Source organism: Mycobacterium sp. SMC-14 (assembly GCF_046250075.1).
Classification (GTDB): domain Bacteria; phylum Actinomycetota; class Actinomycetes; order Mycobacteriales; family Mycobacteriaceae; genus Mycobacterium.
The window spans coordinates 2,578,406-2,593,226 of the sequence record NZ_CP176429.1 but is presented as its reverse complement, the minus strand read 5'-3'; the positions used below and the strand labels follow the sequence as shown (position 1 = coordinate 2,593,226).

Genomic DNA, 14,821 nt, shown 5'->3' with positions numbered 1-14,821 from the left:
GAAACCAAGGTGGCATAGATGACGAAGTTGGACACCGTCGAGCGGGCGGTTGCCGACATCGCGGCCGGCAAGGCCGTCGTCGTCATCGACGACGAAGACCGCGAGAACGAAGGCGATCTGATCTTCGCCGCCGAGAAGGCCACCCCCGAGTTGGTGGCGTTCATGGTCCGCTACACCTCCGGCTATCTGTGCGTGCCCCTGGACGGCGCCATCTGCGACCGGCTGGGCCTGCTGCCGATGTATGCGGTGAACCAGGACAAGCACGGCACCGCCTACACCGTCACCGTTGACGCGAAAAACAACGTCGGGACCGGGATTTCGGCATCGGACCGGGCCACCACGATGCGTCTGTTGGCCGACCCGGGCAGTGTCGCCGACGACTTCACCCGCCCGGGCCACGTGGTCCCGCTGCGGGCCAAGGACGGTGGGGTACTGCGCCGGCCCGGCCACACCGAGGCCGCCGTCGACCTGGCCCGGATGGCCGGCCTGCAGCCCGCCGGCGCGATCTGCGAGATCGTCAGCCAGAAGGACGAGGGCGCCATGGCTCAGACCGAAGAGCTGCGGGTCTTCGCCGATGAGCACGGCCTGGCCCTGATCTCGATCGCCGACATGATCGAGTGGCGGCGCAAGCACGAAAAGCACATCGAACGGGTCGCTGAGGCCCGCATCCCGACCCGCCACGGCGAGTTCCGGGCGGTCGGCTACACCAGCATCTACGAGGACGTCGAGCATGTCGCGCTGGTTCGCGGCGAGATCGCCGGGCCGAACAACGACGGCGACGACGTGCTGGTTCGCGTGCACTCGGAGTGCCTGACCGGCGATGTTTTCGGCTCCCGGCGCTGCGACTGCGGTCCGCAGCTGGACGCGGCACTGGCGATGGTCGCGCAGGAGGGCCGCGGGGTGGTGCTCTACATGCGTGGCCACGAGGGCCGCGGCATCGGGCTGCTGCACAAACTGCAGGCCTACCAGCTGCAGGACGCCGGCGACGACACCGTCGACGCCAACCTCAAACTGGGGCTGCCGGCCGACGCCCGCGACTACGGAATCGGAGCGCAGATCCTCTCCGATCTGGGTGTTCGTTCGATGCGGCTGCTCACCAACAACCCGGCCAAGCGCGTCGGGCTGGACGGCTACGGCCTGCACATCATCGAGCGGGTGCCGCTGCCGGTGCGAGCCAACTCCGAGAACATCCGCTACCTGCTGACCAAGCGTGACCGGATGGGTCATGAACTGACCGGCTTGGAGGATTTCGACGACTCCTCCCACCTGCCGGATGAATTCGGCGGGGCGCTGTAGATGAGTCCAGCCGCAGGAGTGCCGGATATGCCGGCGCTCGACGCCTCTGGTGTGCGCCTGGCGATCGTGGCCAGCACCTGGCACACCCGTATCTGTGACGCACTGCTGGCCGGGGCACGCAAGGTGGCCGCCGACGCGGGCATCGCCGAACCGACGGTGGTCCGGGTGCTCGGGGCGATCGAGATCCCGGTGGTGGCGCAGGAAGTGGCCCGAAACCATGACGCCGTGGTTGCTCTGGGAGTCGTGATCCGCGGCGCCACACCGCATTTCGACTATGTGTGTGACGCAGTGACCCAGGGCCTGACCCGGGTGTCGCTGGACGCGTCGACCCCGGTGGCCAACGGCGTGCTCACCGTCAACGATGAGGCGCAGGCGCTGGACCGCGCCGGATTGCCCGACTCGACCGAGGACAAGGGTGCTCAGGCAGCTGCCGCAGCGCTCAGTACGGCGCTGACCCTGCGCGAGCTTCGCGCCGCGCTGTGACGCCCGCGGCCGGATCCCCGCGCTGGGATCTTCAGGTACGTCCGCGCATGATGCGCTTTGGCGTATGGATCGTCGCGATCCTGATCGTGACCATCCACGTCGTGGTGAGCGTGTTGCTGACAATCCGCGCCAGCGGCGTGATCTTTCGTACCTATGACCGGGTGGCGGTCGTGGTGCTGGGGCTGATCGTGGCCGGCGCGCTGCTGCTGTTGACGCGGGCCCGCGTGCGGGCGGGCGAATCCGGGGTATCGGTCCGCAATGCGCTCGGGGACCGGTTGATTCCCTGGTCCCAGGTCGTCGGCGTGTCCTTCCCAGCGGGAAAGCGCTGGGCCCGGCTGGAGTTGCCCGACGACGAATACATTCCGCTGGTGGCCATCCAGTCCGCCGACAAAGAGCACGCCGTGCAGGCCATGCGGGAGCTGCGGGCCCTGGTCTCGCGCTATCGGCCCGCGCCACCGCCTTCCGGCCGGATCTGATGGCGACGACCCGTCCCCCGCGAGCGGGAGGTGCCCCCAGCGCCCGACTCCGTCGCGCTTGCGAACGTCGCTAGCCTGGTTAACGTGCCAGACCCTGCGACCTATCGTCCGGCGCCCGGCTCCATTCCCGTCGCGCCCGGCGTCTACCGGTTCGTTGACCCGCACGGCCGGGTCATCTACGTGGGCAAGGCGAAAAGCCTGCGGTCGCGGCTGACGTCGTACTTCGCCGACATAGCCGGCCTGCACCCGCGGACCCGCCAGATGGTGACCACCGCCGCCAAGGTGGAGTGGACGGTGGTGGGCACCGAGGTCGAGGCACTCCAGCTGGAATACAACTGGATCAAGGAGTTCGACCCGCGGTTCAACGTCCGCTACCGCGACGACAAGACCTACCCGGTGCTGGCGGTCACCTTGAATGAGGAATACCCGCGGCTGATGGTCTACCGCGGGCCGCGCCGCAGGGGGGTGCGCTACTTCGGGCCGTACTCGCACGCCTGGGCGATTCGCGAGACCCTGGACCTGCTGCTGCGGGTCTTTCCGGCGCGCACCTGTTCGGCCGGTGTGTTCAAGCGCCACCAGCAGATCGGCCGGCCCTGCCTGCTCGGCTACATCGGCAAGTGCTCGGCGCCGTGCATCGGCCGGGTCAGCGCACCAGAGCACCGGCGGATCGTGGACGACTTCTGCGACTTCCTGGCAGGCAAGACCGACCGGCTGGTCCGCAGTCTCGAGCAGCAGATGTTGGCTGCCTCCGATGAACTGGACTTCGAGCGGGCCGCACGCCTGCGTGACGACGTCGCCGCGCTGAAACGTGCCCTGGAGAAGCAGGCCGTGGTGCTCGGCGACGGCACCGACGCCGACGTGGTGGCATTCGCCGACGATGAGCTGGAAGCAGCGGTTCAGGTGTTTCACGTGCGCGGTGGACGGGTGCGCGGCCAACGCGGCTGGATCGTTGAGAAGCCCGGCGACCCCGGCGATGCCGAGAGCTCGCTGGAACAGCTGGTCGAGCAGTTCGTCACCCAGTTCTACGGCGACCAGGCCGAATTGGAAGGCGCGGCCGACGAGCCGACCAACCCGGTACCGCGCGAGGTGCTGGTGCCCTGCCTGCCGGCCAACGCCGACGAGCTGACCAGCTGGCTGTCTGAGCTGCGGGGCTCACGGGTCTCGCTGCGGGTGCCGCTGCGTGGCGACAAGCGGGTTCTGGCTGAGACCGTCGAGCGCAATGCCAAAGATGCGCTGCAGCAACACAAGATGAAGCGGGCCGGAGATTTCACGGCCAGATCTGCTGCACTGCAGAACATTCAGGAGTCCCTGGGTCTGCCCGACGCTCCGTTGCGTATCGAGTGCGTCGACATCAGTCATGTGCAGGGCACCGACGTGGTCGGGTCGCTGGTGGTGTTCGAGGACGGATTGCCCCGCAAGTCGGACTACCGTCATTTCGCGATTCGGGAGGCCGCCGGCGAGGGGCGCTCCGATGATGTGGCCTCGATCGCCGAAGTGACCCGTCGTCGGTTCCGCCGGCATCTGGACGCCGAAGTTCTTGCCCCGGAAGGAAAATCGCGTAAGTTCGCCTATCCGCCCAATCTCTACGTGGTGGACGGCGGTGCCCCGCAGGTCAATGCCGCAGCGGCGGTGCTGGCCGAGCTGGGCATCACCGACGTCGCGACCATCGGCCTGGCCAAACGGCTGGAGGAGGTGTGGGTGCCCTCCGAGCCGGACCCGATCATCCTGCCGAGACAGAGCGAAGGGCTCTACCTGTTGCAGAGGATTCGGGACGAGGCGCACCGGTTCGCCATCACCTACCACCGAAGTAAGCGGTCCAAGCGGATGACGGAGTCGGTGCTGGACGCGGTGCCTGGGCTCGGCGAGCATCGGCGCAAGGTGCTGATCTCCCATTTCGGTTCGGTGGCGCGACTGAAAGGCGCTACCGTCGAAGAGCTCACCTCCATCCCGGGAATCGGCGCGGCGACCGCCGCCGCTGTTCTCGAGGCGCTGGGAGCCGACGGTGCGGCGGGCGCCGCTGAACAGCAACGGATGTCGGGATGACCACGGACTCACCGAACGGCGTGCGGGAGCGCGATGTTGGCGGCCCTGGAGACGGCGCCGGTATCGACGTTGTCTTGGTGACCGGACTGTCCGGAGCGGGGCGCGGCACCGCGGCGAAGGTACTGGAGGACCTCGGCTGGTACGTCGCCGACAACCTGCCACCCGACCTGATCACCCGCATGGTGGATCTGGGGCTGGCGGCCGGTTCCCGGATCACCCAGCTGGCGGTCGTGATGGATGTGCGCTCGGCCGGTTTCACCGGCGACCTGGACTCGGTGCGTACCGAACTGGCCACCCGCGGCATCAACCCGCGCGTGCTGTTCATGGAGGCCAGCGACGACGTACTGATCCGCCGCTACGAGCACAACCGCCGCAGTCACCCTCTGCAGGGTCAGCAGACCCTCACCGAGGGCATCGCGGCCGAGCGGATCATGCTGGCGCCGGTGCGCGCGGTCGCCGACCTTGTCATCGATACCTCGGTGCTCAGTGTGCGCGAACTGCGCGAGAGCATCGAGGAGATGTTCGGCGGTGACGCCGTCATCGCACCCACGTCCATCACGGTGGAATCCTTCGGTTTCAAATACGGCCTGCCGATGGACGCCGACATGGTCATGGACGTGCGGTTCCTGCCCAACCCACACTGGGTCGACGAACTACGTCCGCACACCGGGCAGCATCCGGCGGTGCGCGACTACGTGCTGAGCCAGCCGGGCGCCGATGAGTTCCTTGCCGGCTACCACCGGTTGCTGGCACTGGTGGTCGGCGGCTATCGACGAGAGGGAAAGCGGTACATGACCCTGGCCATCGGGTGCACCGGCGGAAAGCACCGCAGCGTGGCCATCGCCGAGGCGTTGGCGCGGCTGTTGGATGCCCAGGATGACAACGACGAGTTGTCGGTGCGGGTGCTGCACCGGGATCTGGGCCGCGAATGAGCGTTGAGCCCGCGAATGGCAATCCGAGCATCGTCGCGCTCGGTGGTGGGCACGGCCTGTACGCGACGCTGTCGGCCGCCCGCCGGCTGACACCTCACGTCACTGCGGTGGTGACCGTTGCCGACGACGGTGGCTCCTCGGGCCGGCTGCGCGGTGAACTGGACGTGGTGCCGCCCGGGGACCTGCGCATGGCACTGGCGGCGCTGGCCTCGGACACCCCGACGGGCCAGCTGTGGGCGACCATCTTGCAGCACCGCTTCGGCGGCAGCGGCGCCCTCGCGGGGCATCCGATCGGCAACCTGCTGCTGGCCGGCCTCAACGAGGTGCTCGCCGACCCGGTCGCCGCACTCGACGAACTGGGCCGGATGCTGGGCGTCAAGGGGCGGGTGCTGCCGATGTGCCCTATCGCGCTGCAGATCGAAGCCGACGTGGCCGGGCTGGAAGCCGACCCGCGACTGTTCCGGCTGATTCGGGGCCAGGTGGCCATCGCGACCACCCCGGGGAAGGTGCGCCGGGTGCGGCTGCTGCCCGGCAATCCGCCGGCGACCCGCCAAGCGGTGGACGCCATCATGTCTGCGGACCTGGTGGTGCTCGGCCCGGGCTCGTGGTTCACCAGCGTGATCCCGCACCTGCTGGTGCCGGGATTGGCGTCGGCGCTGCAGAACACCACCGCCCGCCGCGCCCTGGTGCTCAACCTGGTGGCCGAACCGGGGGAGACCGCGGGGTTCTCCGTGGAGCGCCACCTACATGTGTTGGCGCAACATGCGCCCGGTTTCACCGTGGACCACATCATCATCGATGCAGGCCGGGTGCCCAGTGAGCGCGAACGCGACCAGCTGCGACGTGCCGCCACGTTGTTCGCTGCCGAGGTTCGGTTCGTGGACGTGGCCCGACCTGGTACACCTTTACATGACCCAGGAAAGTTGGCGGCGGCGCTGGACGGGGTTCGGAGCATCGACGCATCGACGTTGACCGTTCCGACACCGGTCGCGACGCAGGCCGAGGGCGGGGGCCGGCAATCCGGCGTGAGTGGACCGAGCGGGCTCGGGCCGGGAGGTGACAAGCCGTGGCGATGACGGCCGAAGTCAAGGACGAGCTGAGCCGTCTCGTGGTCAGTTCGGTGAGCGCGCGTCGCGCCGAGGTCGCGGCACTGCTGCGCTTCGCCGGCGGGCTGCACATCGTGGCTGGTCGAGTCGTGGTCGAAGCCGAGGTGGACCTGGGGGTCATTGCGCGGCGGCTGCGCAAGGACATCTTCGACCTGTACGGCTACAACGCGATCGTGCATGTGCTGACGGCCAGCGGGATGCGCAAGAGCACGCGTTATGTGCTGCGCGTGACGAAGGACGGCGAAGCGCTGGCCCGCCAGACCGGGTTGTTGGACCTGCGCGGTCGCCCGGTGCGCGGTCTGCCCGCCCAGGTCGTCGGCGGCAGTGTCGCCGATGCCGAAGCTGCCTGGCGGGGAGCGTTTTTGGCGCACGGATCCCTGACCGAGCCCGGTCGCTCGTCGGCCCTGGAGGTTGGCTGCCCGGGCCCGGAAGCTGCCCTGGCGCTGGTCGGCGCGGCGCGGCGGCTCGGGGTCAGTGCCAAGGCCCGCGAGGTGCGCGGCGCGGATCGAGTGGTGGTGCGCGATGGCGAGGCGATCGGCGCGCTGCTGACCCGGATGGGCGCTCAGGACACCCGGCTGGTCTGGGAGGAGCGCCGGATCCGCCGCGAGGTGCGGGCGACCGCCAACCGGCTGGCCAACTTCGACGACGCGAACCTGCGCCGCTCCGCGCGGGCGGCCGTGGCGGCGGCGGCGCGGGTGGAACGGGCACTGGCGATCCTCGGCGACACCGTGCCCGATCACCTGGCCTCGGCGGGAAAGCTGCGGGTCGAGCACCGGCAGGCCTCCCTGGAGGAACTGGGCCGGCTGGCTGACCCGCCGATGACCAAAGACGCGGTGGCGGGGCGCATCCGGCGGCTGTTGTCGATGGCCGACCGCAAGGCCAAGCAGGACGGTATTCCCGACACCGAGTCCGCGGTCACCCCGGAGTTGTTGGAAGACGCCTAGCCAAGGTGGCGCTTGGGCGATAGCCGTCAGTGGAAATGACTGAGTGACGGCCACATTTCGGCCCAGCTACCGCGCGGCTGCTGACACAGATAGATCGTGCGGTCGGTTTCCCAGGAGTGTCTGCCGTCGTCTGCGATGACAGTCGCCAAGGGTGTGACCTGCGACCAGTAGTTCAGCAGGTAACTGCGCGGGAAGTCGCCGACGCAGACCACGGTGTCCGGGCGGCCCTTCGGCGGACCCCACAGGGCGTAGTTGTTATGTGCGCTGTAAACCGGGTGCCGAAGGTCGGCGGCGGGCCCGAGGATGGTCAATGCACCGGCTTCGGTGTAGTAACCGGTGAAGATCGGAACGCGGGCGGGCAGGGAGGACGTTGCGGCAACCACCTGTTTGGCGAACTGCGGCCAGCCGTAAGTCGAGGCAAGCCATGGGTTGATCTGGCGCAATGCCTGGGCAGTCGAGACCGGAAGCACCGGCAGGCACAGGAGCACCGCGCCCACGAAAGACACCGCGAGCGTGGCAGCCCATCGCAGTGGCGGCCAGGCGCTTTCGCCCGGCTGGTCGGGACGCGAGCGGGCCATACGCGCGGATTCGACATACACCGCCCCGGCCGCGAACAGCACCGCGAATACCGGGGCGGCGTAGTAGGGCCTGCCGCTGGTGCAGGTGAAGACGACCACGGCCACGGCGACCACCGCCAATGCCCACCGATGCTCACGCCGGGCCGGTGAAACCAGCCACCGGATCCCCGATACCCACAGCACCACCAGCAGCGGGCCGGCCAGTCCGATGGTCAGCAGCGGCAGTTGAACCAGCGAATCGAGAGTGTCGCGCGAATGCTGCGAGATCATCCGTGCGAACTGCAGATTCGGCCACCCATGCGCGGCCATCCACCAAAGATTCGGAGCGGCCAGCAGCAACGTAACACCGGCGGCAAGCCAGGGGCCCGGCGTACGCAGCGCCGCACGTCGAAACATCACCAGGCCCACGGCGATTCCGGCAATCAGTACTACGGCGGTGTGCTTGTTCTCCAGCCCGATGCCGGCGACCGCGCCGGCAAGCAGCCACGGGGCCGCGGTGCCCAGGCGCAGTGCTCGCGCGACCAGTGCGAGCGCGGCCAGCCAGAGCAGTTGATCGGTGACCGTCGGGCCGAAATACATGGACAGGCCGACGAATGCCGGACAGGCTGCCACCGCAGCGGCGGCGATGACCTGTGCCAGACGCCGGCCGCCGAATTCCGCCGTCAGCAGTGCCGCCGACACGATGCAACCGACGTGTGCGGCGATGGCGAACAACCGCAGCGTCAGCAGACCACCGCCCGGGACCGCTTCGGCGATGTGCGCCAGCAGGGGCACCAGCGGGGGTTGGTCGACAAATCCCCACGCCAGGTGGCGACCGCAGATGACGAAATAGAACTCGTCGGGGAACCAGCCATATCTGGTCGCTACCGCCAGGTGCACGGCGGCGGCCGTGGCCGCGACGATCGCCACCGGCAGTCGGGCCATCTTCGGCACCGGCTGCTGCGCCACCGCCAGGGAACCCGCACTCGTTGAATCGCTCACTGACCTGCCGCCGTCGACTGATACAGCGCACATCAGAGGATGCCCGCGGATGGAAGAAATTCTCTGACGCCAGATCCTAAGCCGGATACCGCGGCCGATAGGCCATGGCCGGGCGGTTCGCTGCGTCCAGCGAACCGAAACTCCCATCCCGCGGCTGCGCCGACCGCTATAACTGAACGCGGCACACGCAGGGAGTGAGGACACTATGGGGTTCATCAAACCGTCGGTTCCCGACGTCGACCCCGAAACGTGGCGCGCCACCGGTTGGGCGACCCGGATCCAGGTCTGCAGCAGGCACTGGGCCGAACAGGGCTTCGGCACCCCGTCGGGGGTCTACCTGATCTACCTGCTCAAGATCGCGGCCTACGTCGTGGGCGCTGCGGCGGTCATCGCGCTGACGCCGGGCCTGGGCGAGCTCGGCCGCATCGCCGATTGGTGGACGCAGCCGATCGTCTATCAGAAGCTTGTCGTCTTCAGCCTGCTGTTCGAGATTCTGGGCCTGGGCTGCGGCTCCGGTCCACTGACCGCGCGGTTCTGGCCGCCCATCGGCGGCATCCTGTACTGGTTGCGGCCCAACACAATCCGGTTGCCGCCGTGGCCCGGCAAGGTCCCGTTCACCCGCGGCGACACCCGCACCGTGATCGACGTCGCGCTGTATGCCGCGGTGCTGGGCTCCGGAATCTGGGCGTTGCTGTCAGGTGGGCAGGGCGACCCTGGCCCGGCGGGCCTGCTCGACCCGATGCTGGTGGTGCCGATGATCGTCGCCCTGGTTCTGCTGGGCCTGCGGGACAAGACGATCTTCCTGGCCGCCCGCGCCGAGCACTACGGTCTGACGCTGCTCGTCTTCTTCTTTCCCTACGTCGACCAGATGGCCGCGTTCAAGCTCATCATCCTCGGGTTGTGGTGGGGTGCGGCCACATCCAAGCTCAACCACCATTTTCCCTATGTGGTTGCGGTGATGACGAGCAACAACGCCCTGCTGCGCTCGAGGATCTTCACCGGCCTCAAGCACCTGATGTACCGCGATCACATCAACGACCTGCGGCCCACCCGAATACCGCAGCTGATGGCACACGTCGGTGGCACCACGGCCGAATTCGTCGTGCCGGCGCTGCTGGTGCTCGTCGCCGGAGATCACCCGTGGCGGTGGTTCCTGATCGCCTTCATGGTGATCTTCCACCTCAACATCCTGTCCAACCTCCCGATGGGAGTCCCGTTGGAATGGAACGTGTTCTTTCTCTTCTCCCTGTTCTTCCTGTTCGGACAGCACCCCGAAGTCAGCGTCTACGATCTGCGGTCGCCGCTGTTGGCGGCCATCCTGTTCGCCGGCCTGATCGCGATTCCGGTCGCCGGAAACATGTTTCCGCAGCAGATTTCGTTCCTTCCGGCCATGCGCTATTACGCCGGAAACTGGGCGGCGAGTTTCTGGTGCTTCCGCGCCGGTACCGAGGACATCGTGGAGGCCAATGTGGTCAAGAGCTCGGCACTGGTCATCAACCAGTTGGCGAAGTTCTACGACCAGGCCACCGCCGATCTGGTCGCCGACAAAGTCCCGGGGGCATTCCGTGCCATGCACCTGCAAGGCCGGGCGCTGAACGGACTACTGCCCCGAGCGGTGGACGACGTGACCGACTACAACATCCGCGACGGCGAGATCATCGCCGGTCCGCTGATCGGGTGGAACTTCGGTGAAGGCCACCTGCACAACGAGCAGCTGCTCGCGGCCGTGCAGCGTCGCTGCCACTTCGCCGAGGGGGACCTGCGGCTGATCGTGCTCGAAGGCCAACCCATCCATCGCAAAGAGCAGGCCTACCGGATTGTCGACGCCAAATCCGGGCTGATCGAAGCCGGTTATGTGGCGGTTGCCGACATGCTCAGCCGCCAGCCGTGGCCCGAACCCGGCGACGAGCTCCCCGTCCGGATCACGTCACAGGGGGCGCCGCGGCGGCTAGCCCCCGGGGTGATTGAGTCGCGAGAAAATTAGTGGGCCCAGGCTCGCGACTGCAGCTGCCACGCCACCGAGGTAGGCCTTCGTCATCGCGCCGATCGACACAGGAGGGCACTCCGGAAGTGATGTGAGCCAAGTGACCGCAGCGTCGCGCTGCCGGTCCGGGTATACCCGGACCGGACAGGGCATGTACTCGCCGATGCGCGGGCAGGCGTCGCGATCCAGCCGATGTCGCTGACCACCGCGCAACCTTCCAGCAGTTGCGCGTAGGTCAAACCCAGCCGGGTGTCGGCCCACAGCGCTCCCGGCGTGATGCGCGCGAAGTCCGGACCGAATTGGTAGAGCAGCCGTATTCGGCGTCCCGAAGTACGCGCTTGCTCAACCAGTGGCGCAAACACTCGTCGGTAATCGTCGGCCGTCACGGTCCCGACGGCTTCGAGAACGTCGATGGAGGCGGTGCGGTCGGTGAGTTGTTTGAGCACAAGAATCACCCCCCGCGCCACGCTACCTCCGGCAACTGGTCAGGGCCCGTGCGGTCGCGAAACGGTGCCCACTAGGCTGGCTGTCGGCGTACATCAAACATTGAGTGACACGAGGAGAGACCAGTGACGGTCCGGGTAGGCGTGAACGGCTTCGGCCGCATCGGGCGCAACTTCTTCAGGGCATTGGACGCACAGAAAGCCCTGGGCAACAACACCGACATCGAGATCGTCGCGGTCAACGACCTGACCGACAACGCCAGCCTGGCGCACCTGCTGAAGTTCGACTCGATCCTGGGCCGGCTGCCCCACGACGTCAGCCTCGAAGGCGACGACACGATCGTCGTCGGCAACACCAAGATCAAGGCCCTCGAGGTCAAGGAAGGCCCGGCGGCCCTGCCCTGGGGTGACCTGGGCGTCGACGTCGTCGTCGAGTCCACCGGTATCTTCACCAACGCCGCCAAGGCCAAGGGCCACCTGGACGCGGGCGCCAAGAAGGTCATCATCTCCGCGCCGGCCACCGATGAGGACATCACCATCGTGCTGGGCGTCAACGACGACAAGTACGACGGCAGCCAGAACATCATCTCCAACGCCTCGTGCACCACGAACTGCCTCGGCCCGCTGGCCAAGGTTCTCAACGACGAGTTCGGCATCGTCAAGGGCCTGATGACCACCATCCACGCCTACACCCAGGACCAGAACCTGCAGGACGGCCCGCACAGCGACCTGCGTCGCGCCCGCGCCGCCGCGGTCAACATCGTGCCCACCGGTACCGGCGCCGCCAAGGCGATCGGCCTGGTGCTTCCCGAGCTGAAGGGCAAGCTGGACGGTTACGCGCTGCGGGTGCCGATCCCCACCGGCTCGGTCACCGACCTGACCGCAGAGCTGGCCAAGTCGGCGTCGGTCGCTGACATCAACGCCGCCATGAAGGCCGCCGCCGAGGGGCCGATGAAGGGCATCCTGAAGTACTACGACGCCCCGATCGTGTCGAGCGACATCGTCACCGACCCGCACTCGTCGCTGTACGACTCCGGCCTGACCAAGGTCATCGACAACCAGGCCAAGGTGGTCTCCTGGTACGACAACGAGTGGGGTTACTCCAACCGTCTGGTCGACCTGATCGCCCTCGTCGGCAAGTCGCTGTAACGCGATCGTGGCCGTCAAGTCAGTCGAAGACCTGATCGCCGAGGGTGTTTCGGGTCGGGGCGTGCTGGTGCGCTCCGACCTGAACGTCCCGCTCGACGATGGAAAGATCACCGACCTGGGCCGGATCACCGCATCGGTGCCCACGCTGCGTGCGCTGGTCGACGCCGGCGCCAAGGTCGTGGTGACCGCCCACCTGGGCCGCCCCAAGGACGGCGCCGACCCCAAGCTGTCGCTGGCGCCGGTCGCGGCCGCGCTCGGCGAGCAGTTGGGCCGGCACGTCCAGCTGGCCGGTGACGTGGTCGGCACCGACGCCCTGGCCCGCGCCGAGGGCCTGACCGACGGCGACGTGCTGCTGCTGGAGAACATCCGCTTCGACCCGCGGGAGACCAGCAAGGACGACAACGAGCGTTTGGCTCTGGCCCGGGCGCTGGCCGAGCTGGTCGCCGCGCCCGATGGCTCGCCGGGGGCGTTCGTCTCCGACGGATTCGGTGTGGTGCACCGCGAGCAGGCCTCGGTCTACGACATCGCCACGTTGCTGCCGTCGTACGCCGGGACCCTGGTCGCGGCCGAGATCCAGGTACTGCAGCAGCTGACCGAGTCCACCGAGCGGCCCTACGCCGTGGTGCTGGGCGGGTCCAAGGTCTCCGACAAGCTGGGCGTGATCAAGTCGCTGGCGACCAAGGCCGATTCCATCGTGATCGGCGGCGGTATGTGCTTCACCTTCCTGGCCGCCCAAGGCCTTCAGGTCGGGACCTCGCTGCTGGAGGCCGACATGGTGGACATCTGTCGGCAACTGCTGGATGACTACGCCGACGTGCTGCGGCTGCCGGTGGACATCGTCGTCGCCGAGAAGTTCGACGCCGCCGCCACCGGCGAGATCGTCGCTGCGGACGCCATTCCGGACGGCAAGATGGGCCTGGACATCGGCCCGGGTTCGGTGGAGCGGTTCGCCGCACTGCTGTCCAACGCCAAGACCATCTTCTGGAACGGCCCGATGGGCGTGTTCGAATTCCCGGCGTTTGCGGCCGGCACCAGGGGAGTGGCCGAGGCGATCGCGGAGGCCACGGCTAAGGGCGCGTTCAGCGTTGTCGGTGGGGGCGATTCTGCCGCGGCGGTACGGGCTCTGGGTCTGCCGGAGGACGGTTTCTCGCACATCTCCACCGGCGGCGGGGCGTCCTTGGAATACCTTGAGGGCAAAGCACTGCCGGGCCTGCAGGTCTTGGAAACCGGAGGAGCGTCATGAGTCGTAAGCCGCTGATCGCCGGCAACTGGAAGATGAACCTCAACCACTTTGAGGCCATCGCCCTGGTGCAGAAGGTGGCTTTCGCGCTGCCGGACAAGTACTTCGACAAGGTCGACGTCACGGTGCTGCCACCGTTCACCGACCTGCGCAGCGTGCAGACCCTGGTCGATGGGGACAAGCTACGGCTGACCTTCGGCGCCCAGGACGTCTCGCAGCACGACGCGGGCGCCTACACCGGCGAGGTCAGCGGGGCGTTCCTGGCCAAGCTGGGCTGCACCTTCGTCGTCGTCGGGCACTCCGAACGGCGCAGCTACCACGGTGAGGACGACGCGCTGGTCGCCGCAAAGGCCGCCGCCGCACTCAAGCACGGCCTGACCCCGATCATCTGCATCGGCGAGCACCTGGAGATCCGGGAGGCCGGCAGCCACGTCGAGCACTGCCTGGAGCAGTTGCGCGGCTCCCTGGCCGGACTGAGCGCCGAGCAGATCGGTGCGAGCGTCATCGCCTATGAACCGGTATGGGCCATCGGCACCGGCCGGGTGGCCGGTGCGGCCGACGCGCAGGAGGTCTGCGCGGCCGTGCGCGCCGAACTGGGCAAGCTCGCCTCGCCCAAGATCGCCGACACCGTCCGGGTGCTCTACGGCGGTTCGGTCAACGCCAAGAACGTCGGCGAACTGATCGGTCAGCCCGACGTGGACGGCGGCCTGGTCGGCGGAGCCTCGCTCGATGGCGAGCAGTTCGCGATGCTGGCGGCGCTGGCCGCCGGCGGGCCCCTCCCTTGACCCGGCGCCCGGGCCGGTCCAGGGCGAACGGTAGGGTATCGACATGATCTTGACGCTGCAGATTCTCTTGGTGATCACCAGCCTGCTGGTGATTCTGCTGGTGCTGCTGCACCGCGCCAAGGGCGGCGGCCTGTCGACCCTGTTCGGCGGCGGCGTGCAGTCCAGCCTGTCCGGCTCGACGGTGGTCGAGAAGAACCTGGACCGGCTGACCTATTTCGTCATCGCCATCTGGCTGATCTCCATCATCGCCGTCGGCCTGCTCATCAAATACCAGTAAGCCGGACGAGCCGGCTCACGCGGCTGTCCCCGAGATTGCATTGATGCAGGTTTTCCCTCGGATTTTCCTGCGTCAGTGCAATCTCGCGGCTCAACCAGCTCAAC

The 14,821-nt window shown here is 67.7% G+C and carries 14 protein-coding genes; 12 read left to right on the top strand and 2 right to left on the bottom strand.

Annotated elements, in window-relative coordinates:
* Positions 1-18: 18 nt before the first annotated feature.
* From ACKY0W_RS12065 to whiA, 7 genes are all read left to right on the top strand, one after another.
* Positions 19-1,296: a bifunctional 3,4-dihydroxy-2-butanone-4-phosphate synthase/GTP cyclohydrolase II gene (locus ACKY0W_RS12065; protein ID WP_409434248.1), complete on the top strand. Its 1,278-nt coding sequence runs from the start codon at positions 19-21 to the stop codon at positions 1,294-1,296.
* On the top strand, positions 1,297-1,779 hold the full coding sequence (ribH, locus tag ACKY0W_RS12060) for a 6,7-dimethyl-8-ribityllumazine synthase (protein WP_406759320.1): 483 nt from the start codon (positions 1,297-1,299) through the stop codon (positions 1,777-1,779). It abuts the gene before it with no gap.
* Entirely contained in the window at positions 1,776-2,255 is a 480-nt protein-coding gene (locus ACKY0W_RS12055) for a PH domain-containing protein (RefSeq protein WP_409434247.1), read from the top strand. Before ribH ends, ACKY0W_RS12055 begins: the two co-directional genes overlap by 4 nt.
* Before the next feature lie 84 nt (positions 2,256-2,339).
* A complete protein-coding gene (gene uvrC / locus ACKY0W_RS12050) occupies positions 2,340-4,298 on the top strand; it encodes an excinuclease ABC subunit UvrC (RefSeq protein ID WP_409434246.1) in 1,959 nt (652 codons plus the stop codon).
* Positions 4,295-5,230 (top strand): RNase adapter RapZ, encoded by a 936-nt coding sequence (gene rapZ / locus ACKY0W_RS12045; RefSeq protein ID WP_409434245.1) that lies wholly within the window; start codon positions 4,295-4,297, stop codon positions 5,228-5,230. The genes uvrC and rapZ overlap by 4 nt, the downstream gene beginning before the upstream one ends.
* Complete coding sequence (gene yvcK / locus ACKY0W_RS12040) at positions 5,227-6,306, top strand: uridine diphosphate-N-acetylglucosamine-binding protein YvcK (protein WP_409434244.1); 1,080 nt, start codon at positions 5,227-5,229, stop codon at positions 6,304-6,306. The genes rapZ and yvcK overlap by 4 nt, the downstream gene beginning before the upstream one ends.
* Positions 6,303-7,280, top strand: a complete 978-nt coding sequence (gene whiA / locus ACKY0W_RS12035; RefSeq protein ID WP_024443533.1) for a DNA-binding protein WhiA — start codon at positions 6,303-6,305, stop codon at positions 7,278-7,280. The genes yvcK and whiA overlap by 4 nt, the downstream gene beginning before the upstream one ends.
* A gap of 26 nt (positions 7,281-7,306) precedes the next feature.
* On the opposite strand, the gene ACKY0W_RS12030 is transcribed toward whiA, so the two are convergent.
* Positions 7,307-8,839, bottom strand: coding sequence for a glycosyltransferase family 39 protein (locus tag ACKY0W_RS12030; RefSeq protein ID WP_409434243.1), 1,533 nt, complete (start codon positions 8,837-8,839; stop codon positions 7,307-7,309).
* 205 nt (positions 8,840-9,044) lie between these two features.
* Between ACKY0W_RS12030 and ACKY0W_RS12025 the strand changes: the two genes are divergently transcribed.
* Entirely contained in the window at positions 9,045-10,823 is a 1,779-nt protein-coding gene (locus ACKY0W_RS12025) for a DUF3556 domain-containing protein (RefSeq protein ID WP_409434242.1), read from the top strand.
* Positions 10,824-10,873: 50 nt separating this feature from the next.
* On the opposite strand, the gene ACKY0W_RS12020 is transcribed toward ACKY0W_RS12025, so the two are convergent.
* Positions 10,874-11,278: an STAS/SEC14 domain-containing protein gene (locus ACKY0W_RS12020; protein WP_409434241.1), complete on the bottom strand. Its 405-nt coding sequence runs from the start codon at positions 11,276-11,278 to the stop codon at positions 10,874-10,876.
* 114 nt (positions 11,279-11,392) lie between these two features.
* On the opposite strand from ACKY0W_RS12020, the gene gap reads away from it, so the two are divergent.
* From gap to secG, 4 genes are read left to right on the top strand one after another with little or no spacing between them, the layout of a single operon-like run.
* Positions 11,393-12,415 (top strand): type I glyceraldehyde-3-phosphate dehydrogenase, encoded by a 1,023-nt coding sequence (gene gap, locus ACKY0W_RS12015; protein ID WP_406781444.1) that lies wholly within the window; start codon positions 11,393-11,395, stop codon positions 12,413-12,415.
* Between the two features lie 7 nt (positions 12,416-12,422).
* A complete protein-coding gene (locus ACKY0W_RS12010) occupies positions 12,423-13,658 on the top strand; it encodes a phosphoglycerate kinase (RefSeq protein ID WP_409434240.1) in 1,236 nt (411 codons plus the stop codon).
* Entirely contained in the window at positions 13,655-14,440 is a 786-nt protein-coding gene (tpiA, locus tag ACKY0W_RS12005; protein WP_046283014.1) for a triose-phosphate isomerase, read from the top strand. The genes ACKY0W_RS12010 and tpiA overlap by 4 nt, the downstream gene beginning before the upstream one ends.
* Positions 14,441-14,483: 43 nt before the next feature.
* Positions 14,484-14,717 (top strand): preprotein translocase subunit SecG, encoded by a 234-nt coding sequence (gene secG, locus ACKY0W_RS12000; RefSeq protein ID WP_308483296.1) that lies wholly within the window; start codon positions 14,484-14,486, stop codon positions 14,715-14,717.
* Positions 14,718-14,821: the final 104 nt, after the last annotated feature.